The 21,606-nt window shown below is 49.7% G+C and carries 30 protein-coding genes and 1 other RNA gene; 1 reads left to right on the top strand and 30 read right to left on the bottom strand.

Features of this window, described 5'->3' with window-relative positions; all coding sequences use genetic code 11:
* Window positions 1–29 precede the first annotated feature (29 nt).
* The 22 genes from I2B62_RS19910 to I2B62_RS19810 form a co-directional block, all read right to left on the bottom strand.
* The gene (locus I2B62_RS19910) at window positions 30–914 is read right to left on the bottom strand and encodes a phage capsid protein (RefSeq protein ID WP_195270772.1); all 885 of its coding nucleotides are present in this window, start codon (window positions 912–914) and stop codon (window positions 30–32) included.
* A gap of 13 nt (window positions 915–927) precedes the next feature.
* Window positions 928–1,512, bottom strand: coding sequence for a phage scaffolding protein (locus I2B62_RS19905; RefSeq protein WP_195270771.1), 585 nt, complete (start codon window positions 1,510–1,512; stop codon window positions 928–930).
* Window positions 1,513–1,535: 23 nt separating this feature from the next.
* Complete coding sequence (locus I2B62_RS19900; RefSeq protein ID WP_195270770.1) at window positions 1,536–2,201, bottom strand: MW1434 family type I TA system toxin; 666 nt, start codon at window positions 2,199–2,201, stop codon at window positions 1,536–1,538.
* A gap of 55 nt (window positions 2,202–2,256) precedes the next feature.
* On the bottom strand, window positions 2,257–2,442 hold the full coding sequence (locus I2B62_RS19895) for a hypothetical protein (RefSeq protein ID WP_195270769.1): 186 nt from the start codon (window positions 2,440–2,442) through the stop codon (window positions 2,257–2,259).
* Window positions 2,433–3,890: a minor capsid protein gene (locus I2B62_RS19890; RefSeq protein WP_195270768.1), complete on the bottom strand. Its 1,458-nt coding sequence runs from the start codon at window positions 3,888–3,890 to the stop codon at window positions 2,433–2,435. The genes I2B62_RS19895 and I2B62_RS19890 overlap by 10 nt, the downstream gene beginning before the upstream one ends.
* Window positions 3,871–5,298: a phage portal protein gene (locus I2B62_RS19885; protein WP_195270767.1), complete on the bottom strand. Its 1,428-nt coding sequence runs from the start codon at window positions 5,296–5,298 to the stop codon at window positions 3,871–3,873. Before I2B62_RS19885 ends, I2B62_RS19890 begins: the two co-directional genes overlap by 20 nt.
* A 60-nt stretch (window positions 5,299–5,358) precedes the next feature.
* The gene (gene terL, locus I2B62_RS19880; protein ID WP_347707849.1) at window positions 5,359–6,768 is read right to left on the bottom strand and encodes a phage terminase large subunit; all 1,410 of its coding nucleotides are present in this window, start codon (window positions 6,766–6,768) and stop codon (window positions 5,359–5,361) included.
* A gap of 391 nt (window positions 6,769–7,159) precedes the next feature.
* Window positions 7,160–7,651, bottom strand: coding sequence for a transcription termination/antitermination NusG family protein (locus I2B62_RS19875; RefSeq protein WP_195270766.1), 492 nt, complete (start codon window positions 7,649–7,651; stop codon window positions 7,160–7,162).
* Window positions 7,648–8,196, bottom strand: coding sequence for a phage protein Gp27 family protein (locus I2B62_RS19870; RefSeq protein WP_195270765.1), 549 nt, complete (start codon window positions 8,194–8,196; stop codon window positions 7,648–7,650). The genes I2B62_RS19875 and I2B62_RS19870 overlap by 4 nt, the downstream gene beginning before the upstream one ends.
* Window positions 8,197–8,200: 4 nt before the next feature.
* Window positions 8,201–8,527: a hypothetical protein gene (locus tag I2B62_RS19865; RefSeq protein ID WP_195270764.1), complete on the bottom strand. Its 327-nt coding sequence runs from the start codon at window positions 8,525–8,527 to the stop codon at window positions 8,201–8,203.
* Window positions 8,520–8,867: a hypothetical protein gene (locus tag I2B62_RS19860; RefSeq protein ID WP_195270763.1), complete on the bottom strand. Its 348-nt coding sequence runs from the start codon at window positions 8,865–8,867 to the stop codon at window positions 8,520–8,522. Before I2B62_RS19860 ends, I2B62_RS19865 begins: the two co-directional genes overlap by 8 nt.
* Window positions 8,868–8,970: 103 nt before the next feature.
* On the bottom strand, window positions 8,971–9,282 hold the full coding sequence (locus I2B62_RS19855) for a Mor transcription activator family protein (RefSeq protein WP_195270762.1): 312 nt from the start codon (window positions 9,280–9,282) through the stop codon (window positions 8,971–8,973).
* 1 nt (window position 9,283) lies between these two features.
* On the bottom strand, window positions 9,284–9,796 hold the full coding sequence (locus tag I2B62_RS19850; protein ID WP_195270761.1) for a phage protein GemA/Gp16 family protein: 513 nt from the start codon (window positions 9,794–9,796) through the stop codon (window positions 9,284–9,286).
* 22 nt (window positions 9,797–9,818) lie between these two features.
* Entirely contained in the window at window positions 9,819–10,109 is a 291-nt protein-coding gene (locus I2B62_RS19845; RefSeq protein WP_195270760.1) for a hypothetical protein, read from the bottom strand.
* On the bottom strand, window positions 10,102–10,233 hold the full coding sequence (locus I2B62_RS20745) for a hypothetical protein (protein ID WP_279354814.1): 132 nt from the start codon (window positions 10,231–10,233) through the stop codon (window positions 10,102–10,104). Before I2B62_RS20745 ends, I2B62_RS19845 begins: the two co-directional genes overlap by 8 nt.
* Window positions 10,226–10,876: a hypothetical protein gene (locus tag I2B62_RS19840; RefSeq protein WP_195270759.1), complete on the bottom strand. Its 651-nt coding sequence runs from the start codon at window positions 10,874–10,876 to the stop codon at window positions 10,226–10,228. The genes I2B62_RS20745 and I2B62_RS19840 overlap by 8 nt, the downstream gene beginning before the upstream one ends.
* A gap of 1 nt (window position 10,877) precedes the next feature.
* Window positions 10,878–11,129, bottom strand: coding sequence for an AbrB/MazE/SpoVT family DNA-binding domain-containing protein (locus tag I2B62_RS19835; RefSeq protein WP_195270758.1), 252 nt, complete (start codon window positions 11,127–11,129; stop codon window positions 10,878–10,880).
* Window positions 11,130–11,238: 109 nt separating this feature from the next.
* A complete protein-coding gene (locus I2B62_RS19830) occupies window positions 11,239–12,159 on the bottom strand; it encodes an AAA family ATPase (RefSeq protein ID WP_243259638.1) in 921 nt (306 codons plus the stop codon).
* Window positions 12,160–12,191: 32 nt separating this feature from the next.
* Entirely contained in the window at window positions 12,192–14,198 is a 2,007-nt protein-coding gene (locus tag I2B62_RS19825) for a Mu transposase C-terminal domain-containing protein (RefSeq protein ID WP_195270757.1), read from the bottom strand.
* Between the two features lie 17 nt (window positions 14,199–14,215).
* An RNA gene (locus I2B62_RS19820) (hammerhead ribozyme type II) lies at window positions 14,216–14,282 on the bottom strand.
* On the bottom strand, window positions 14,281–14,481 hold the full coding sequence (locus tag I2B62_RS19815; RefSeq protein WP_195270756.1) for a hypothetical protein: 201 nt from the start codon (window positions 14,479–14,481) through the stop codon (window positions 14,281–14,283). The genes I2B62_RS19820 and I2B62_RS19815 overlap by 2 nt, the downstream gene beginning before the upstream one ends.
* Window positions 14,482–14,494: 13 nt before the next feature.
* The gene (locus I2B62_RS19810) at window positions 14,495–14,707 is read right to left on the bottom strand and encodes a helix-turn-helix transcriptional regulator (protein ID WP_195270755.1); all 213 of its coding nucleotides are present in this window, start codon (window positions 14,705–14,707) and stop codon (window positions 14,495–14,497) included.
* 182 nt (window positions 14,708–14,889) lie between these two features.
* Between I2B62_RS19810 and I2B62_RS19805 the strand changes: the two genes are divergently transcribed.
* A complete protein-coding gene (locus tag I2B62_RS19805) occupies window positions 14,890–15,264 on the top strand; it encodes a helix-turn-helix transcriptional regulator (RefSeq protein WP_195270754.1) in 375 nt (124 codons plus the stop codon).
* A 545-nt stretch (window positions 15,265–15,809) separates the two neighbouring features.
* Here the strand turns inward: I2B62_RS19805 and I2B62_RS19800 are convergent.
* The 8 genes from I2B62_RS19800 to secA all read right to left on the bottom strand — a co-directional run bounded on the left by I2B62_RS19800 (window position 15,810) and on the right by secA (window position 21,590).
* Complete coding sequence (locus I2B62_RS19800; protein ID WP_195270753.1) at window positions 15,810–16,040, bottom strand: DUF2922 domain-containing protein; 231 nt, start codon at window positions 16,038–16,040, stop codon at window positions 15,810–15,812.
* Window positions 16,041–16,092: 52 nt separating this feature from the next.
* A complete protein-coding gene (locus I2B62_RS19795) occupies window positions 16,093–16,317 on the bottom strand; it encodes a hypothetical protein (protein ID WP_195270752.1) in 225 nt (74 codons plus the stop codon).
* A gap of 88 nt (window positions 16,318–16,405) precedes the next feature.
* Window positions 16,406–17,032, bottom strand: a complete 627-nt coding sequence (locus tag I2B62_RS19790) for a sigma-70 family RNA polymerase sigma factor (RefSeq protein WP_195270751.1) — start codon at window positions 17,030–17,032, stop codon at window positions 16,406–16,408.
* A gap of 9 nt (window positions 17,033–17,041) precedes the next feature.
* The gene (locus I2B62_RS19785) at window positions 17,042–17,242 is read right to left on the bottom strand and encodes a hypothetical protein (protein ID WP_195270750.1); all 201 of its coding nucleotides are present in this window, start codon (window positions 17,240–17,242) and stop codon (window positions 17,042–17,044) included.
* On the bottom strand, window positions 17,239–17,862 hold the full coding sequence (locus tag I2B62_RS19780; protein WP_195270749.1) for a restriction endonuclease subunit S: 624 nt from the start codon (window positions 17,860–17,862) through the stop codon (window positions 17,239–17,241). Before I2B62_RS19780 ends, I2B62_RS19785 begins: the two co-directional genes overlap by 4 nt.
* On the bottom strand, window positions 17,859–18,329 hold the full coding sequence (locus tag I2B62_RS19775) for a phage antirepressor KilAC domain-containing protein (protein ID WP_195270748.1): 471 nt from the start codon (window positions 18,327–18,329) through the stop codon (window positions 17,859–17,861). The genes I2B62_RS19780 and I2B62_RS19775 overlap by 4 nt, the downstream gene beginning before the upstream one ends.
* Before the next feature lie 132 nt (window positions 18,330–18,461).
* The gene (locus I2B62_RS19770) at window positions 18,462–18,881 is read right to left on the bottom strand and encodes a hypothetical protein (protein WP_243259636.1); all 420 of its coding nucleotides are present in this window, start codon (window positions 18,879–18,881) and stop codon (window positions 18,462–18,464) included.
* 372 nt (window positions 18,882–19,253) lie between these two features.
* Window positions 19,254–21,590 (bottom strand): preprotein translocase subunit SecA, encoded by a 2,337-nt coding sequence (gene secA, locus I2B62_RS19765; RefSeq protein WP_195270747.1) that lies wholly within the window; start codon window positions 21,588–21,590, stop codon window positions 19,254–19,256.
* Window positions 21,591–21,606: the final 16 nt, after the last annotated feature.

The following is a 21,606-nucleotide window of genomic DNA, read 5'->3' as shown; positions in this document are numbered from 1 at the left end:
AAAAAGAGGCAGGGCAAAGCCCCGCCTGATTAAGCCGTTACTTCTTTGGTATTAACAGGATTTTCAGCCGTATTGGCCACTTCAACCTTGGTCGGCGGCACATCTTCGATGGTGCCAATCGTACAGTTCAGAACCGCAATAGCATCTTCCCGCAGCACCTTCGCGCCATATTTGCACAGACCACGGACCCCGTCAGAAAAAGAATCCTGGAGCCGCATGGCTTCAATCTTAGAAAGCTGCTTGGCTGCCCCAATAGCAGACTTGTGCAGCGCAATGATTTTGTTGGCAGGCAGCTCTTCAGACTGCACCACCTGCAGCGTGCTGATGGTCTGGCCTTCAACAATGCCATTTGCCAGTACATTCGGATTGGATGTAAAACGTGGGTCTTTAGAAAGAACCCCCAGCATATCCGCTGTCACGATCACAAAACGATTGACCTTTGGCACCTTCAGCTTGTTCAATAGTGTGCCCAGATCGACAATATAGTCATAGGCATTTTTCGGCGTGACCAGTTTCTTGGAAGACGCAGTGCCAATATTCTGGGCGGTCTTCGTCACTGCACCAGCCTGGGCCAAAATATAGTGGTCATAGCTTTCTGCCAAAATCGCTGAATGCTCGGCTGTAGTTTCCTGAATCACTGGCCCCTTAAGCTGTACCGCATCACAGTCATCTAAGCTAAACGCGAAGTATTTCTGCTGGTCAAAGGTCATGTCCACAGGAGTGGTCGTGATCTCATCCCACTCGACCGATCCGCTATAATCCTTAATCGTGCCTGCTCCGATCCGGTTGAAACGACAGGTTTCACCCTGGACGCTGGTTGGCGCGGTCGTGATCGCGTCCCCAATCGAAACGTTATGAAAATTGAGAAGCAAAGCCGCTTCCCAAAGTGTTGGTTTAAAACTTGTTACTGCCATGTTCTGTTACCTCCTAAAATTTCATTTCGCCCAGCTGGGCCTGAATCTCTTCAACGGACATGTTATCCACATTTTTGACCAGATTTTCATAGGTGCTGCCGGATGCCTGAGAACCTGTATCCGGGCTCGGCGGCGTAAAGCCGGAAATGCTTTCTTGAAACATTTCCTTGTACTGATCCATGAGCTGCTTGCCCTGTTCACCCAGACCGCCAACCTGGCCCTGGTCATCCACCACAAGCTTGTCACGGTCAAATTTACTTGCCAGCAGATCCGGGTACTTGGCTTTATTCTCCTTCAGAAATCCAGAAATAGCATTATCCAAGGCCATGCTGCGGATTTTGTCTTTACTGTCCTTTTCCAGGGTCTTGATCTGTTCCTCATATTCCGTCACCTTCTGCTGCAGGGCCTCATTGTCAACATTGTCCTTTTTCAGCCCCTTGATGGTATCATTGGCGGTTTTGAGCTGCTCCTCTAATTCTGTTGTCCTGGCAGCAGCCTTCCCGTCATCAATCATGACGTCCTCACCAGTAGCCTTCAGAATGTCTGCAATCTGCTCATCGGAAAGACCTTTACTTTTTAAAAACTCTTTTAATTTCATGTTAAACCTCCATTTAATAATCTTTAAACAATGGGCACCGAACAGTTTTCTTCTGTTGCGATTTCCCAATCATCAGCCAGAATTTCTTTTATTGTATTGGCTAAAAATCTAGTCTCCCGGATATTGACAATACGGTTATCAGCAGTAAAGATTAAAATCGTATCCCCATCCCATTTCCAATAACCATTCCAGCATTGACGTTTTACGGGCAGATCATCCTGACGCATCAGCTTAAAAGCTTCTTGGAAATTGAGCAGCTTTTCGGATGTGTCTGGGAGAATGAGTGTCTTAACAGCCTCATCGAACTGGTTGTTCACGTTGTACTGATCAACCAGCAGCCAATCCTCTGCCAACAAATCATCCATATCTGGAATCCAGAAAATTTCTTTACTGTCAAAACGCATCATTATGACGGGATTATTGGCCAATTCCGTTTCTAGTCTGAAAACATAACCAGGTATTTTCTTAATGTGTTTCAACCGCGAAACGACCATGCCTTTTTTAAGCTGCTGCAATGCCCAGCCGAAGGTACCTTTCTTTTCGTAGTTTACTTCTTTCGTCACTTCGCACCCCATCGGTTCAATGGGTTTGGCAGAAAGTCTGGGTGCTTCGACCAGACGCATTTCCTTTGACGCTTCCAACTGTGCCACCCTTTTTTCCAAATCTTCAAGCTTTTCTCGATTAAACATATAGCCTCCTTAAATTTTATGCACTAAAAAAAGAGTTCACCACACGGCTTACTCTTTATAGCTTAATCAGCTGTTCTCTTCGCAGCAGCTCTTCCTGCCACCACTTCTCATATTCCTCTTTGGCCCATTCCGGGGCATTCTCGGTCAGACCTAATTTTTTCATTCCCCAGTAACCATTTTCATCATAAATCACGTATGGAAGAAATTTTGGCATTATCATGCAACCTTTTTCTAAAACCATTTCTTCACCTCCTCAACTATTTTCAAGCTCAGTTCCTTGGCCTTACTGCCATTGGCATAATAATCATTAAATGCTTCTGCTAATGTTTCAGAATAGTCGGTTGCTGCATAAGTGGATATCTCACGGGACAACTCTGTAAGACTTTTTCCACTTGTCACTTTAGTCGCAGCATCCCTCACAATTTTTTCAGCCATCAAGCATCCATTCCAGGCATCCGCCCGATTTTTCATCCCTGTGATATTATTTTTTATCAAGTAGGACTCGATCACATGCCCAAACTCATGCGCAATAATACTGTCAACTGTGGTTCCATCTGGGTAAAAATGTTGTTTTACAGCCTTATCATAATATGCGTTAAACCCATTCAAATCCGAAAACAGATCCGGATTAAAAGTCAGCTTAACACCTTGAAAATTTTTGCTCGGCCCAGTCGCCATCGCGCCATTTCGGCTTAAATCCATATGCTTGATATAACCGTCTAACTGCGGGTAGTCCTTTAGCAATTGGTTAAGCGTTCGGAAATTTCCAAGAACCGCTTTGGCATCAAGCCCGGTTAAATTTGCATTTTTGATACCATATTTTTGTTGAGCATAATTGACTAAACGGGATATCGCTGAACTGTTAACGCTCTGTATGCCTCCATTATTACCCATTTTAAGGAATTTTGCAATCGCATCTTTATCTGTGACCGGCAGATAACAGCAGCGGCAGTTCGCATGGATCGGCAGCACCAGCGCTTTATCAATCGGAAAAATCCGGCCATGCAGCGCTCCGCACTGCGGACAGGTCCGCTCATCGAGGGCGGCCCAAAACTGCACGTATTTCACACCGCAGTCTTGATAGGCCTGAAGGGAAGCTGCGTTGAGGTAGTGCATGGTCTCGGTCCGGACAAGGCGGTGGGCGTTATGAAAGCCCTGGTTCATCAGATTATCCAGTTCAATTGCCAGCTCTGTGATGGATTTCCCCCGGATCATGCCCGACACCAGCGTGTTTTTCAGATTCACCAGCAGCTTGTCCATATTTCGCCAGATCCGCTTTGAAAAATCCTCACCGCGCCAAGGTTCCTTTGCCAGCTCCTCAAAGAATCGGAGATTTGGCAGGTTTAAGTCAATGCCCAGCTCACCCACAATGCTTTTATAGTTGTCCTGCATGCCTTTGGAAACCTTCTTGAAAAACTCTTTAGTGGTTGATTTTTCCAGGCCCTTCAGCACCTTGGCAAAGGAGGCATTGATCTTTTTCAGGCGGCCATATCGGTTCAGCAGCGCCTCGTCCAGAAAGCCATCCTTACAGATTTGCTTTTCAATGGCATACAACTCGGCGCTGATATCATAGGCTGCCTTGCGGTACATCTGCAGGATATCCCGGCTTTGCTTCTCAATGTCATTGTATTTTCGCCAGGTGCTGTTTGCGATCCGCGCTTCCCAATACTCACTCGTCGGCCTGCTCATGAGCGTCCTCGTCTATGGGCAGCGGCTGGATTGGGATTTCATCATTCGCCTGCTTTTCTTCCTGTTTTTCCAATTCCTGAAGCTCCTCCTCCACATCCGTCACATAAGGGTGATGGGCCAGAATGGTTTTCTCAGAGATCAAGGTCTTACTGACCACGCAGTTATTGATGATCTCGGCCTCATTGACCTTCATGTTGCGGTTAAAGAGCATCTCAACATCCTGATCATCGTAATTCTTGCCCTCGGTCAGCTCCAGATATCGGTTCACAAAGTAGAGGAGCTGTTCAAAGCCTTGTCGGAACTGTGTTTCAAGGGCATCAGCCTTCAGATCAAGCCCGGCATACATAAACTTCAGCGCCACCCCGGAAGGGTTGTTACCAAATTTATCCAAGTCTTTGTTGATAGACTGCCCATCCTCGACAATATCCCGCTTCAGCTGCTCGTAGTGTTCCCTCAGCGCCGTGATGTCCATGGTCGGTGTCAGGGCCTCCACACCGCCTTCCTGCGGATCGTCAATGGGAATGGCGCGATCCTCGTTCAGAATTTTCATGAACTCATGGATATCCTCGCCGCCATAGCCTTTCAGGATAAAGATCAGGTTTTTAACCTCCTCCACGTAATTGGCGGCCTCGGATCGGGACAGGTCATACTGATCTAACAGGCTTTTGACAAACTTGATATCCGGAATCTCCACATGGTTGTTCTTGAACGGGATGAACGGCACCCGGCCCCATCCCTGCCACTGCTGTCCACGCTGGAAGTGTGCTACTGGCCCGTTCTCTGGCTCGCCGTCGTAGGTATAGGGCACCAGCAGATTGCTCTGGTTCACAAACCTTTGATAGCTGGTCGGTGTCCAGTATTCCACGTTGTGGATCGTCTTTTTCCGGTTGTACTCCCAGACCTGGGTATCATAGATCCGGATCATGGAAGCCAGTTCCGTGTGGCTGCTATCTGTCCATTCGGGTACACACTGCTCCGATGGCACCACCATGGTCTGGAAATGGCCCTGTTCATCAATATAGGGCAGCAGCCAGCCAATGCTGCAGTTGGATGCTTCATAGCCCAAAAGACTCAGGTTGTACCCAAACTTGCTTCCAAGCGTGTCTTTGACTTTATCCGCATATCGCTCATCCTCGCATTTAAGCGTGTAGGGCTTTGACAGCAGGTAGGACACCTTTTCGTCCACCTGGGTTTTATACTTGCCGTGGGCCAGCTTATTATTGGCCTTTCCGGTTTCCTCGACTTTCTGGCCCTCTACCATTTTTGTGATCCGGCGATTGAGAATATCATTGTCTACCTGGTAGTATTGCCGCCCCACAAACATCCAGGCGCGCCGGGCGCTCTGGTTAAACTGGTCAATCAGATATAAAATCCGGCCATCCGTCAGCGTTTGTTCTTGCTCTTTCATTACCGTCATTCCTGCCATAACCCCCTTTTTAACACGATTAAAAAATGTTTTAATGCCCATTTAAACACCCCGCTTTCTGAACGTCCGGATGCCGCCGCGTTCCATGTTCTCGGCAATGCCCGTGGTCGCATCGGGTGCATCATCATGGGCGTTTTTGCCGTCACGCTGATAGCTGTTCATGGCTTTATAATAATCTGGGAAGCGGTCGCGCCAGTTCCTGGGATAATAAACATGATCCATGACCCAGCTGGCATGCGTCAGGATGCGCGCCTTTTTGTTTTGGCTCTGATGAAACCATTTTATCTTTGTCCGGTTGCTGCGGTAACGTTCCTTCAGAATACGCTCCACAGCCCGGGCAAAACCGCGGCCCCCGTTGTTGGACTCAATCTTTGCTTTATTTACGGCCTGCTCATAAAACGCCTTGGCAACCTTCTTTTCGGTCACCTCCATGGGCTCCTGTGTATAGACAATGTCCAGCACATAGGCCTCCAGGTTGTACACGCCGTAAATAATGCAGCACAGATAATCCGCGCCCTCATCAGCCGTATCACAATAAGCCATAATGCCCTGGAAAAGCGGTTTTCCGTGGTCATTGACTGGGATGGTGTCATAGGTCTTGAACTCGGTATAGAGCCGACCTTTAACATCAATCGGAATCTGCTGGTAGTTGGCGCTGGCAATATCTTCCCCCATGGCCCGAACTTTATTTTTATAGCTGCGGTGGCTCAGAATTTCTTCACAGAGCATGGTGCCGTCATCCCGCAGGGCTTTCATGGAGACGTGGCGCACCTTTATGCCCTGTTCTGCATAGTATTTTAAGGCCCGTCCTGCCAGATCACCGCTTGCCCAGCGCGTCATGATAATGATGATCTTGCCGCCCTCTTCCAGTCGTGAGAGCATGGTATTCGTGAACCAGTCCCAGTGCTTTTCCAGAACGGTTTCGTTATACGCTTCAGAAGCCGACTTGATTAAGTCATCAATGATTAAAAGTGACGCGCCAAAGCCGGTGGCCGTCCCGGTCGGGCTGGTCGCCAGATAGTTGTTGTAGCCACCCTCCAGACTCCAGAGATTCATGGCTCCATCGCCTGCTTTGATTTTTACGCCCGGAAAAACATCGGAGTAAACAATCCGGTGGCTGTCAGCTTTCTGTTCCTGGATGGCATTTCGGACATTTTTGGAAAAGCTCGTGGACAATGTTTCATTGTAGGAGCCGGTCATAATTTTTTCTTCCTGATTTTGCCCCAAGACCCACTCCACGAACAGGCCCGCGGTCCGGGACTTCCCGTGCCGCGGCGGCATGTTGATGACCATGATCTCATCATTGGATTCATAAAAGTTTTGGAGATCTTCACAGAATTCTACCAGAAAGGCCCGGTCCCGTTTGTAGAACTTCGGTGCCCGCAGATTGCAGTACCAGAAAAATTCCTTTCGCGCCAGCTCAATCTGTGTATCCAGGGCATCATCCTTCACGGTTCGCACCCCGGAAATGGCGTTACTCAGGGCTTCGATGCTTTTCTTTTGGGTGTTGATCACAGGCCATGCCTCCTTCCATCAAAAATAAGGCTCAAATTGCCCCGTATCGGGGCTTTGGCCTTGTACCTAAATATCGTATCGAATTTTATTTCTTGAACATTTTTAAACGTCGTTTTAACGTTTTTGAACACTATCAGCGCACACCGCCCACCTGGTTCAGGGCATGCTTCGCCATTCAGACTTTTTTAAAAAAGACTGTTCCGGGTTCGTATGTCATTCTGCAAAGAAGAACCCGAGACGCATCAATCGGGTTCCCCTTGCAAAAGTAAGAATGGGGGGTGTAGCTTTATGTTAAGGCCGAAAAAGGTAGAAAAAACGGCCAGAACACCTATACAAAATATGCGGATACCGTCAGTTCAACGGGCTCACCGGAAAAGGTCATCCGCACCTTGGCCTTTTTCCGGTGGCGGTCAAGCTTCACAATGTCTTTTTCATGGCCCACCAGCGGGCCATCCGTGACTTCGATCTGCCCGCCTGGTTTTCCACGAATGGTGGAGGGCTTGAACAAGCCGCCGTCACCATACAGCCAAAACATCTGCATTTTCTCATCTTCAGAAAGTGCACTGGGCCTTTCTGCACCCAGAAACTGGATCACACCTGGAATGTTCCAGGCTTTATAGTATTCTTTAGTATTCATATCCAGATAGACAAACACGTATCCGGGCATGAGCAGGCGCTTGCGTGTAGTCCAATCACCCCGGCAGCGCTCCAGGCGCTCCTCCATGGGAATAATGGTTTCTGTCAGTCCTTCACGCTTCAGGCGCTCCTGCACCGCCATCTCCATGCCGCTCATCACGTGCAGCACATAGATTTCTCTCATTTCAGATCCTCCTGCTTTTCGGAAAGGAACTTGGTGACCTCGGCGTACAGCTTGGGGTTCTCTCTTGCCATGGCTTCAAAGACCAGGGTTTTCACCTGTTCCATGCCTGCCTCCATGATATCCTTGTTTTTCAGATCCATGTTATTCTTGTAGCTGGCGGCGCGGATCAGCGCGTTACTCTGGTTAATCAGTTTAATTGGATCAATGTTCTGCCATTGTGTTTCATCCATGTTATTGATGGCTTCCAGCACATGGTGAGACAGCAGCCGGATAATCCCCTCGCTGGTGTCCAGCTGCGGGTAACGCGCGATCTCATCCATAATGACACGAAAATTCTCCTGGGCCATGCGCAGGGTCTCCACGGTGGCATTCAGGTTGGTGGCATGCCGCCAGACACTGGTCACGGAAATCTCGAAACCACAGTCCCGGATGTAGTCCGCGATTTCTGCATACGTAAAATCCGCCTGCATCATCTGTTCAACAGTCTCTTTGATGTCGGCGGGGAGTTTATCAATTTTGCTGTGTTTTCGATTTTTCTTTGCCATATAATCACACCTTTACTGCAGGGTCCTCAATGAAGTAAAGCGCCAGCTGGATGCCCTTGTGAGTCAGGGTCACTTCACAGCTCTGATCATCGGCGTCCTCGATCTCAACGTGCTCCTTGGTTTCGGCATGCCGACACACCATATACTCGGCCCGCTCCAGGTAAATCAGAGAGCGCTCCAGGTTCTCAACCTCATCCAGTGCCTCTCTAACAGAGCCCAGGGATACCCATTTGCCCTGCAGCACGTTGATGGCCCGGATTACGCGGCCATTGTCTCTGGCAAAATTGCCCACCTCGAGGCGGCGCTTCATTTCGAGTTCATCTTTAGTCATTCCTTTTTTCTCCCTTGATATTCTCAATAATCAAATCCTGAATGCGATCAATTTTATTATCTATTTTTGACATTTCTTTAAAAAAATCATCTTTAGGTATGTAATTTAATTGAACTTGATTTAAATCACGCTGGATAATATCCAGCTTCCCGGAAACATCTTCCTGAAACTTTTCCACAGACGCTTTGGTAGCAAATTTTTCTTTCATTTCGTTGATGTCTGCCCGGCAGGCATCGGCGTCACTGATGGTCCTTCGTAAAAAATAGCCAATAACACCCAGTATCAATGTTCCAATTGATAAAAAAACACTGATTACTTGGGGGGATATTCCTGTGGTCATGTTTAGCTCCGTTACCATGCCATAAAAAATAAGGCATCATCGTTGTCACAATGATACCTTATTATTATTCTGGTCTTCTAATGAAGTATTTCGGAAGATGATTTCATCCATTAAAAAAATCGGTGATGTAGAGCTGACCCGAATCGACCGCATCCACACCGTTTAAGATGTTGCGCACCTGCTTGGTTGAGAGATCGTACCTTTGTGCCAGCTCGGTAATGTTTCTACCATTGAACTTATCCTTAATTTCCTTGTCCCGCAGGGTCTTGATCAGCGTGCTCTCCTTGAAAATATACACGCTGCTGCCGCCGAATACATGGACAAGCTTTTTGTAGTTCTCTAGCCCGATCAGCTCGGCCATCTGACGCTGCTCCTCCGTCAGGTCCTCCAGTACCAGCTTGTCCATCAGATCCATGTCAGTCTCCCTTTTGCCTTTTCCGGCTTTGGGCTTCCCTGGAGGACACGTACCGTTTCAATTGTTCGATCAAGAGCCAGGCCTGTTCATCGTCGATCCAGCGGAAAGGATCGGACAGCTCCACGTCCATGTGCAGGATTTTTCGGATGGCACCGGCCATGCGCTCACCGGCAGTGCCCCGGCTGGGCACGCCATCCTTTTTATCCAGATCGATCAGCTCATAGATCAAAGCCCAGGCCTTTTCCTGCATTGGTATGGACATCATCCCCGGCTGTGCCCCAGGATAAGGCGGCTCGACCTTTTTTTGCTTCTTTCTGGGCTTTTTCGGAAGCTGCTCCAGCTTTCGGATCACCTTCAGGGCCTCCTCGCCGGTCAGCGCTTTCACGGAATCCTTACCGGAAATGCCGCGGACCAGGTTGTGCAGCAGATCGTTCTTGTTGCCGGACTCCAGCACCCCGGTTACTGCCGCCAGCGCGTAGATACGCTTGGTCATATTTTTAGAAAGTTCAGGCATTGTTACACCCCCTTGCTTTGTTTTATCCTTCTTTAATTTCCAACCGCTGCCCGCATTCCGGGCAATATCGCAGATCACTTTCTTCGGAATTTTCCGAATAGCCATAATCTTCCAGACGGCAGCTGCACACTGGGCAATGCGGTTCAAACACCCCATAGGAACTTAGCTGTACCGTTGCTTCTACCGGCATTTGTTTTTCAAGAGCTTTAATCGCAGTAGTATAGGCGCTTTCGCCCCATTTTTCCTTCCCTTTAATGCCCCGGCGTTTATCCCGCATGGCGGTCTCCGCGGCCTTTACTTCGGTTTCATCCATGTTTTTCATCCTTTCCATCAATGCAGATCGCGCAGACCAGACCAATGGTGAGCATGGTCACAATGGCCTGCAGCGGTTCAGAAACCCACAATGCCAACGAAAAGGTCCGGATCATCTCAAGCATCCCGGACCTCCACGGCAATTTTGGTGCTTTCATCTACCATCACGGCGCTGTCGATCAGTTCCAGCGCCCGGTCAATGCTGGCTGGATCGTTCTTGCCGTTCACGGCCATCAATTTCAGGAAGTCATTCCAAACGGCCGCCTCTGCGGCAAAGTAGGCGAAAATCTCAGCATTTTTCTCATCCAGCTCTGCGATGTCCATCAGATTTTTCTTGTCGGTCGCGAAGCGCTGGCCCTTGATCTTCTTTTTCAGCAGCTCCTTCTTTTCCGGCGGCGCTTCGATATCCCGGAGCACATCCTCAATGGACAGTTCGGAATACTCATTCAGATACAGCCCTGCCATCATACGCTTGGCCGGTTCGGACAACTTGTAGCTGGTTTCCTCTTTCACAACGTCCTTGTAGGCATCTCCAAAAATGGAGGCCAGATAGCTGGGATAGATCACTTTTATGCTGGACGTCTTGGTGGCGGTCACCCGATCCCCCATCGTGCCGTTGTAGTGTACGGTTTTATACTTGGTGTTTTTCAGGTCCTGCTCAGCCTGTGCTAAAATTTCAGCTTCCAGAAGTGTTTTCTTTTCATTTAACCTGGAAATCATCCGTTTAACCTGTACCAGCTGATCAATAATGTTTGCTATATCTTCCATGTCAAGCCCCCGATTCGGAAATAGCGGCCATCAGTTCAAGACCGCAGGACCGGCAGAAATCAATCCCCATCGCTGTCCGGACATCCTCGGGGCTACCGCAGAAGCGACAGGTCTTTATGTGCTTTTTCAGCACCAGGCGATCCTGATCAATCTCCAGGTCCATCGCCTGGCCTGGAAAAAGCCCAAGCTCCGCCCTTGCTTCTCTCGGAATGGTCAGACCGCCCTTACTGTTTACTTTTTTGTGCATCGTCATTTTTGCACCTCCTATTCTATTTTTAAAGACCTCTATCCACTCTGCATTTTTCCGGGGTTGTGACCGGCCTTGCCTGCATTTGATAGGGGTGGGGCCGAAGCCCCATCCGTTATAAGCGCATTTCCATATGTTTCGCCATGGCAACCAGCCCTTCGTAGCTGGTATCCCCATTGTCAAAGGCGTTGCTGTACAGGTTGGTGGCCCCGCGAATCGCCTGGGCGCTCTGGGCAATGCCCCAGAGAAAATCCACGGAGGACGCTTCCGCCGCAATCTCTGGAAAAAGCTGCTCAATGTCTCCCCGAGTGATGTCCGTGGCCTTGAGCACGGGTTTCTGTTTGGTGCGGTTGCTGATCTGATGGAATACGGCCTCCTGCTTGCCGCCGAATTTATTGATGGTCTCAACATTGCCGATAAAGATAATCCCCAGGGTCATGCCGTTATCACTAAAATAGTCTGAGAAACCTCGCAGCACCTCAATGGTCTTCAGGTGCAGATGCTGGGCCTCATCAAATACCAGCACCATCCCGTCCCGGAGCTTGTCCTGGATGCCAATAAACATGTCATCGTTGGTTCTCGCGATGACATTCAACTCCCGACAAAGGGCTTTTAAAACAGGTTTAACGCTATTTAAACAGGGGTTTGCGGTAATCCAGATGGTATCATAGGGATGGTCGTGCACATACTTCCGGATCGCCTGGGTCTTTCCAATCCCGGCATCCCCGGAGAGGGCGATCAGGCCGCCTTTAATCTGGGCATTTCGGATATACCCATATACCTTCTTACTGATGCTGGTTTCCACGTAGCCGCTGTTCACGTAGCTTTCCACGGCTTCATCTTTCACGGAAAAATAGTCTTGCAGCTTTTGTATCTGCTTATCCGCATCGCCCTCATACTTGCCGCTGCGGATACCGGAAATAATGGCACTGCTGATGCCGACCTTCTGGCAGGCCTTGTTCTGGCTGCCCTCAATTTTTGCAAGCTGGTCAAATTGTTCCAATACCTTTTTTTGTTCCTCACTCAGTGGTTTCATTGTTGCTCCTTTCATTTCGGCACCCCCGCCGATTATCTTCTTTTATTTCTTTTTCGCATTTCTGCCCGGGCGTTCATGCGCTCGATATCAATGGATACCACGTTGTCCGCACCGGAGGCCATGGGCAGCTCCTGTGCATGGTCCGTTTCCTTAGCCGGATCAATCCGGATGGGTTCAATCACGCTGGACTGTGCGATGTTCACACCTTCGCGTGCAAGTTTGGCCTTACGGATGCTCAGATCAAGCATGTCTATCTTGTACTCGGCTGGCAGCCGGTCTGTAATGCCTTTAGCATAGTTCCGGATAGCTTTCTTTCTAGAACGAACAATTTCATTGGCATCGGCCAATGCCGCTTTGTCATCTTCAATAAAGTTGAGCAGCAATGCTGGTTCAACCTGACAGGTGTAAAGAAAACGATCCTCGACATCATAGACCCGGACGGTTTTCAGATCGGTCGGATCATACCGGACATAGACTTCATCCCCGACATGCTGCCAGGTATCTGCGTTGCTGTACCAGAGTTTTTCTCCGGCGATCTCAATGCAGACGCCGTTCCGTTTGACCTTCTGGTATCTCGTGGTCCGCATGAGCATCAGGTTCAAATCATCCTCGCTGGCAATGCGCTGGATCGTGTTCTGAATGCTCTCGTTCCAGACCTCCAGTCGGGTCATGCCCTTGTATTTCTGCTCGCTGCCGCCATAAGCTTCCTGATTGTACTGGCCTTCGATCAAAGCGTCAATGTCTTTTCGGAACTCGCTGTCAACCGGGATACTGCCATTTTTCAGTTGACGCTTCAGGCTTTCAGGCCGTTCCGATGGTTTTCCGCCGCAGTATCCGGTCATCAGCTTGGAAATATGTTCCTTCAAGGTGTAGAAGGTCCGTTCAATGGGCTTGGCCTTGGCGTTTCGGACAATGGCGTTTTTCATCTCAATGCCCAGCTTTGCCAGAATGGTTTCCGGCTTCGGCACATCCCTCTGGCTTTTGCGGGTCCGATGGCCCCGGCCTGCGATGTCGTAGGTCAGGAACTCGGTTCCGTTGTCAAAGTAGCAGACCTTGGGGATGCCGTGACGCAGTATTCCGTGCCGCAGGGCAAAGATCGTACTGTCCGAGCAAGGATTGTCGGTCACGTTCCAGCCGGTCAGGACACCGCTCTTTGCATCCAGAAAGGCCGTCAGGTACATGCGATGCACGACCTCGCTGCCATCATCCCGCATCACCATCACATCCCAGGTGTGGTTATCCGCGATCCAGACATCATTGGCTTCGATCTGGTCATACAGGCGCTCGATGTATGGCGCACTGCTGTCAAAACAGGCCTTTTCACCCTTACGCAGATATTTCACAACCGCCTCCGGCACTTCCTTTTTCAGCTTGCGCCGGAAACTCTGCTCACTGGGAACCTGGGCAACCAGTTCAGGGTAAAACTCCCTGGCAGCATCGATGGCAGCACGGTAACACACGCTCACGGAAGGCTGCCGGTCATCCAGGTAATACCAGAGAAACTGGTCAAAAAGGATGCCGGGCACCGCACTCTTGCCCCGGTTCCAGCCGCCCCGGCCATCCAGAAGACCGCCGAAGTCACCGGCTTTGTACGCCGCATATTTCCGGTAGAGAATGTCGATAGAAATCTGCTTGTCCGGATACTCACATTTCAGGTACCCGACCACGTTTCGATCCCCCTCTACCTTTGATTCAAAGTGATTGCGCTTTTGCTGCCATATTTCCAGAATCTCACACCACTGCATAATTTCCTCACGCTCTTTCTGGTTATAGGCTTCAAAAGGCTTATACGCTTTGGGCTTCTCCTTCTTTTCCGCCTTTTCTTTTGGAACCGGCGGGCCATCCGTGGCGATACTGGCATAGTATTTCTGGCGAAGATCTTCGGGCAGTGTTTCAATGGGAATCAAATATTGAATACGATGGTTAATCGGCTCTTCAGCTTCAGTAGCAATGATTTTCCCTTGTCCGACTATTTTTCTAATATATTGTTGTGAACAGCCTTTAATATCTGCAACTTGCTTAACAGTTAAATATTCCACTATATCACCCGCCTTTCATCGACCTGTCTCATCAGTACCGGGTGGTCAGCCCTCGGCAGACGGCGGTTTCCCGCCGTTTCGACTACTTCTTTTTTCGGTAATACCAATCCTTCACCGTCTCAAAAACATCAAGCATAAAATAAGCCCCACCCACGAACATGAAAGGCAGGAGGATTTCTGAGCCGATGCCAAAAACGGCTCTGTGATTACATGCGTACTGTACTGCTGGTATCCAAAGAATTAAACCAAGAACGAGACTTGTAAAAATTGTTTTTCCCTTCATGTTCTCCCTCCCTTCATGACACTTTGTCAACATCTAAAGAAGATAAATATTTCGTAATTTCCGCACGACAACGATGCCCTGGACGTTCTCCATGAATCACCTTAGAAACCATTGTTTGAGAATACCCTATGGCTTTTGCAAGCTCTGAAACAGTCATTTCTTTGTCAATTAAGACCTTTTTGACCCATTTTCCAAAATCAGTTAATTGATTGGTTGATTTCGGCATCCTAACACCTCCCTAACTGGCAGCCTTAAATCTGCCTACCTTTCATTTTGTTTTCATATACATTTCTTAGAAAATTCGGTATAATGAATTTAACAGTTCATTAGTATGACTATATTATAATGCGATATTTTCGCAATGTCAAGCTGTATTTGCGTATTATTCGCATCTAGGAGGTTTTAATATTGAATGAAATTATTAACAGAATTTTGAATTTAATAGATGAAAGGAAAATGACCGGAAAGGAGCTGGGTACTCTCTTAAATTTGAAAAAAAGTCCTTTAACAGATTGGAAAAATAATAAATCAAAACCTACATTGGAACAAATAATGCAGCTGTGCGATATTTTCGCAGTATCGCCAAATTTTCTTCTTTTTGGTGAGGATGACAGCAAGACTACCGATATCGGCTTCTCTTTAAGTGCTGAGGAAAGAGAAATTATTACTCAATGGAGAAAGCTGTCCTATGAAGATAAAGTTATCTTAAAAGGTGACCTTTATAAACTGTTACGCGATAAAACTTCAAGTTATGAATATGAAAATTTCATGGTGGCCGAATAATATGCTTTAACCCAAACAAATAATTTTTTTTGATATTTTGTTCATAAGTATGAACGCGCAACCAGTTGTTTGATATTTTGCTTTTAATTGCTTGGTTTCGCCATTATTTTTAACGTTTGTCAAAAGCCCTTAAACGTCAATTTAAGGGCTTTTGAACGGTTTTATGCTTAGAAAAATCAAGTTTTTTCTATTTCCGGTGCATATTGTTGGTTTTAATAATGATCTTTATTAGAATTTTAACATCATTGGCTTATCTTACATTCTATACTTTCCCATTTTAACAACGTTTCAGCGTTTTTTTATGATTATTTAAACACTATTTAAACACTTTGCAAAAAATAAAAAATCGGCCAATTTCTTGACCGTTCAAATGCTCGCCATTTTTTACAATCTCCCTTTTCACTTCTCCCACTTTTTCACTTTCCTTCACGCTCTAAACCCGCCTAAATTCAGCCTTTCCACGTTTCCTCACTCTTTTTCACGCCTTTTCCCGGTTTTGTGTTCTGCATGTAAATTAACACTTGCGCCCCTTTTTCTGTTTCTTTTTATTCCATTGCCACGTCGGTTGTCTTGGTGTCCACGCGCTTGGCGCCGGACAGCTTGGCCAGCCCGAAGCCGTCGGGCGCGAAGATGTCGTCTGCTACGATGCCGGCTGCCGCGGTTCGTATCTGCTCATCGGTGATGTCTTCCCGATAATCGGGGATGGTCATGCGGTACTCCTTGCCGCCTTCGGTTATAAATACCAGGTTCAGGTCTTTTTTGGTGGTTGATGCCATGGGTTATTCTCCTTTTTTATGAATGCTTTCATCTGCCGGGCCGTCTTTTTTTCTACGATGTTTTTACGATGTCGCTGGCGGTTGTGCGCTCGCAGCCCTCGCCAATGGGCTCCTGCAAGGAAATGATGTGTCCGTAGGCACTCTCGAGCTGTTCCTTGGTGGCGTCATGCCTGACGTCGCCGTAGGTTTTGCTGCCACGCTCGATCTTGCCTCCTACCTCGCCGTAATTTACCTTGACTCTGAGTTTTGTGTCTTTCAGGATTTCTTCGACTGCCATGTGTATTTCTCCTTTTTGGGTTTGTATTTTGTGTGGCGTTTTGCCCTACACTATATACATACTTTTTTTTTGAAAATATCAACGCTTTTCACAAAACTTTTTTTAATTTTTTTAAGGCGCGGTCGTGGCGCTGGTTTACCGCCTGGATGCTGATGCCCTCTGTCTGGGCGATTTCTGTCTGGGTCATGCCCTTGTAATAGTGCTTTTCCAGCACGCTGCGGTAGCTGGGCTTCAGGCGGCTCAGCCCCTTTGCCACCCTCTGGCCGGCGTTTTCTTCCTCCTGCTCAATGTAATCGGCCTCGATGTTTACGCCTTTGTCGGGCAGCACCTCGGCATAGGTTAGGCCCTGTCTCCCCGGCACCTGATCGTCAAGGGTTGTATCGGGTTTGACGGAATGGTTAAACTGGCCGTGCTGCCACTTTCTGTAATACTGGCGCAGGTGCACCTGGATAAAGGCGTTAAAGCTGGCGCCACGCCTGGGGTCAAACTTTTTCAGGCCCTCCATAAAGGCGATGACGCCGTCCTGAAAGGCGTCCTCGAACTGGTCGTCATGGATCCCTGAGCGGCTGAGGGTGGCCAGTATCAGCGGCCTGAAGGCCATGACCAGCAGCTGGCCCGCGGTACTGCCGCTTTCTCTTTCCGGGCTGCCGTCCGGATATTCCTGCCCGTTTTTACAGGCCTTTACCAAATCGTCAATCTCCCTGTAATGGTTCAAATAAGCCTCCTATTCGTCCTCATAGACGTCTATAATCTCAAGCACAATGCCGGGAAAGCGGTCCTCGACGGCGGCGCTGAGGTCGTTAAACAGGTCCTCGGCCTCCTCGGCGCTGCGGGCGTAAAAGCCTGCTTTCATAACACATTCGGCCTCGACCATGTAGCTTCTTCTCCTGCGGACCAGACCGGGTCCGGTGCCGTATCGGTTCATGTGGTTTCTCCTTTCTGCTTTGCCTCTCTCGCGGCCCACATGGCGTTAAAGGCTGCCACGCCGTCACCGGGATACAGGGCCTGGATGGCGGCTTTTTCGGATTCGGTGAGCGGCGGGAGCAGGTTAAAGCCGTGGATGCTGTGGGTATTGGGCGGCTCCTCCTGATTATAATAGAACAGAGACGCCTGTTTAGGGTTTATATTATTTATATACGGTTGGGCCCCGTGTCCGCTTTCTGTGGCGGTTTGTGTCCATACGAGCGTCGGCTCCTGACGCTCTCCGGCGGCGATGCTGGCCGGGGCCAGGCCTTTGTCAAAGGGGATCAGGCGGTATTGTCCCGCCCGGTTTCCCGCGTCGGGGGTATACGCCACGCGCTGCTTCCGGATCAGCGTCTGCCTTTGTGTCCAGAGGGCCTGGCGGTTTTTAAGGCCCAGGGCGTCCTGAAACAGCTTGTTGGGCACCCGGAATTCCACCGGCCAGTACCAGAAGCCGTCGGCGCCCTTTATGGCGGCGCGGTTATTAAAGTACATGAGGTAATGCCAGAAGGCCTGGAGCAGAGGGCTCAGGCGCTGCTGTTCCAGCCAGCGGAAAAAGGCGAGCAGCTCGGTCAGGTAGTTCATGCGGACACCGCCGCCCTTTTAAGCCTGTCTGCAAAATAGACACAGCCGGCCGGCGTCAGATAAAGCCTGCGCCCCGGACAGTCTGCTGTCTGGTTTCCGATTCTGAGGATTCCCATGGCCGATGCCTTTTGAGTCACCTGGTTTAGGGTGCCGGGGGCGTTCTTTCTCAGGTAGCCTCTGGCGCGCAGCCAGCGGAAAAAATCGTGCTTGCCCATGATGATCCCCTCTGCCTGCATTCTTCTTAAAAAGGCGCTGGTTTCGGTAAGCGGCTCCATGCCCAGATACCACTGCCCGGGGGTTCTTTCCGGATTGGCGGCCAGGCGGATATCCACCACGATGTGCCCGGCAGCCCCACCGACCGTGACCTGTGCCGGGGCCTGGAATTTTTGGGCGCACGAAGCACACCTGCCTGCCCCTGCTTTTTTGGCCGTATCTCTGTTTCTTTCGTGCATTTGTTTACGATTCATTGTAAACCTCCTGTAAATTAAAATGATTTTGTTTCCGGTACGCTCGGTACCGTTCTTTATCTTACAGGTATCATTCTAAAACAAATTTTTTACTTTTACAAAGCACGAAAATAGAATTTGATAGTTATTTATTTAACAATATAGATTTTTAAAATAGTGTTTCCGCCACCGGTAAACTGTGGAGTATTCGCCATAAAAGGGCACCTCGTGCCAGGGGCGGCCACGTCTGGGCGGCAGCCGGCCCGGGCTGCGCAGCTCCTCTCTGGTAAAAAGGGTATGCAGCACTTTGGCTACGGTATACAGGAGCACGCGCATCCAGCGCACAATAAAAAAGGGGAACACCCGCTGGTTACGGTCACATTCCAGGCAGGTTTTGCTGCATACCCAGAAAAGATAGAGGGTTCCATCCTCGGTTTCGACCTCCTTATAAAAGCCATTGACGATTTTAAGCCGCCCGTCCTTTTCCTTTACGGAAAGGGTTTTTTCCGCAAGCTTACCGCCGCAGTGTATGCAGACATGCTTTTTATGGCCGTGATAAATCCACTCTTTCACAGGCTTTTCGCCGTTCCTGCTCCGGTATCCGGTATCGACCTCCTCAAAATCCTCGGGGTGCTTCTCAATATACTTTGCCAGTGCCTTTGCCGTAATTCTCTTTTTCCTTCTGGACTCCTCTCCATAAGACCAAACAAAAAAAACACCAAAAGCTCCAATGAGCCTTCAGTGTTTTTTATTCAGGGTGACAGCAAGTGTCCCTGTTTTTTATTTAATTGTCCTGTCTCCCTATGAACCGCGCCAACTGTTCGGGGAGTAAATTTCTTCTTTCAGTATAATTATAACCGTTTTCAATCAAAAATGCAAACCTTTTCTATCACCCGCCAAAAAGGCCCTCAAGCGTTCTGTAACACGCCTGAGGGCCTTTTAGTGCTAGTTGTCTGCCTGGCAGCGCAGCAGCGTCCTGATGGTGTTTTCCTGGATTTCCTGAACCATTTCGTCAAACATGGCAAAGCCCTCTTTGGTATATTCCTTTACGGGGTCGTTCTGCCCGTAGCTTCTGAGGCCGATTCCCTGCTTCAGCTGGTCCATGTTGTCGATATGGTCCATCCAGGCCATGTCCACGGCTTTTAAAAGTACCTCTCTCTCAAGGGCGTCCCGTGTTTCCCGGCCGATTTTGGACGAAAGCTTTTCGAGATGGCGGCTGAAAAGACTGCCGAGGGCCTGCTCCAGCGCCTCCCGGCTCTCCAGCGTATCGACAAACTTAAAATCGGTCTCTGGAAAAAAGGATTTGCCCAGGGCCTCTTTCAGTCCCCCGAGGTCCCAGTCGCCGGCCACCGGACCGCTCATAAAAACATCGATCACGGATTCAAAAATACGCTGCCCCATCGAGAGGATCTGGCCGTGTATATCCTCGCCGTCCAGAACCTGCTGGCGCTGCTTGTAGATGATCTCACGCTGCCGGTTCATCACATTGTCATATTTCAAAACGTTTTTACGGTCGTCAAAATTCTTGCTTTCCATTTTTTTCTGTGCGTTTTCAATGCCCTTTGTCAGGATTTTGCTGGTGATGGCCTCGCCCTCCTGAAGGTCGATGACCTCGCTGAGCTTTTTCATCCGCTCATCGCCGAAGATCCTCAGCAGCGGGTCCTCCAGGGATAAATAAAAGCGGGACTCTCCCGGATCGCCCTGACGGCCCGAACGCCCTCTCAGCTGATTGTCGATGCGGCGGCTCTCATGTCTTTCTGTCCCGATCACGTATAAGCCTCCTAGCGACTGAACCCCTTCGCCCAGGCCAATGTCTGTGCCGCGGCCGGCCATGTTGGTCGAGATGGTGACCGCGCCGGCCTGGCCGGCCTTTGAGATGATCTCAGCCTCCTGCTCATGGTATTTGGCATTCAGCACGGTGTGCTCAATGCCTTCTCTTTGAAGATAGCCGCTGAGGGCCTCGGACTTTTCAATGGACACGGTGCCGATGAGAACCGGCTGGCCCTTTTCATGGCGTTTCCGGACGTCCTGGGTCACTGCCTCAAATTTCGCCGCCTCGGTCGCGTAGACCGCATCCTCATGATCGGTCCGGATCATGGGCTTATTGGTGGGGATGGTGACCACGTTCAGATTGTAAATGGAGGAGAACTCGTCCTCCTCTGTTTTGGCTGTGCCGGTCATGCCCGCGAGCTTATCGAACATACGGAAGTAGTTCTGAAAGGTGACGGTGGCAATGGTCTGTGTCTCGGCGTTGACCGGGACATTTTCCTTGGCCTCGATGGCCTGGTGCAGGCCGTCTGAAAACCGGCGGCCCGGCATGGTGCGGCCTGTAAACTCATCCACAATCACCACTTCTTCGCCGGCCACGATATAATCCTTGTCCCGCTGCATCAGCTTATGGGCGTAGAGGGCCTTGTTAATACAGTGAAAAAGCTCCATGTTGACAATATCGGCAAGGTTATCCACGCTGAAAAACATCTCTGCCCGCTGGATGCCCTTTTCGGTCAGCTGGACGGCTTTCAGCTTTTCATCCTTCTCGTAATCCTCCGGCCCCAGCAGCTTCACAAAACGGTTGGACAGGCGGTAAAGCTTGCTCTCGGGGCCGCCCGGCCCTGCGATAATGAGCGGTGTCCGGGCCTCGTCGATGAGCACGCTGTCCACCTCGTCGATGATGGCATAATGGAGGCTCCGCTGAACCTGGCCGTCGAGGCTGAGTGCCATGTTGTCCCGCAGATAGTCAAAGCCGAACTCATTGTTCGTTCCGTAGACCACATCGGCCGCATAGGCGGCTTTCTTTTCCTCCGGCGGCTGCCCGCTGACGACAAGGCCGACCCGAAGGCCCAGAAACTCGTGGATCTTCCCCATGAGCTCCCGGTCCCGCCTGGCCAGATAATCGTTGACGGTCACCACGAAAACGCCCTTGCCCTCCAGGGCGTTGAGGTAGGTGGGCAGGGCCGCCACCAGGGTTTTTCCCTCACCGGTTTTCATTTCCGCGATATTGCCCTCGTGCAGGACGAGCCCGCCGATGAGCTGAACCGGAAAGGGCTTCAGGCCGATGGCCCGGTACGCGGCCTCTCTGACCACCGCAAAGGCCTCGGCGGTCAAATGATCCAGGGGCTCTCCGTCCTTAAGCCTTTTCCTGAACAAGGCGGTCTTATCTCTGAGGGCGCTGTCGCTGAGGGCGGCCATGGCGTCCTCCAGGGCCAGGATCCTGTCTGCTGTTTTCTGAAGCCTTTTTACATCACGCCTGGATGGGTCGAAAATCTGATTTAAAGCTGCCAAAATACGTCTCCTTTGT

Origin of the sequence: Eubacterium sp. 1001713B170207_170306_E7 (assembly GCF_015547515.1) — a bacterium.
Classification (GTDB): Bacteria; Bacillota; Clostridia; order Eubacteriales; family Eubacteriaceae; genus Eubacterium.
The sequence above is the reverse complement of the archived record's forward strand: the minus strand, read 5'-3'. Positions and strand labels throughout refer to the sequence as shown.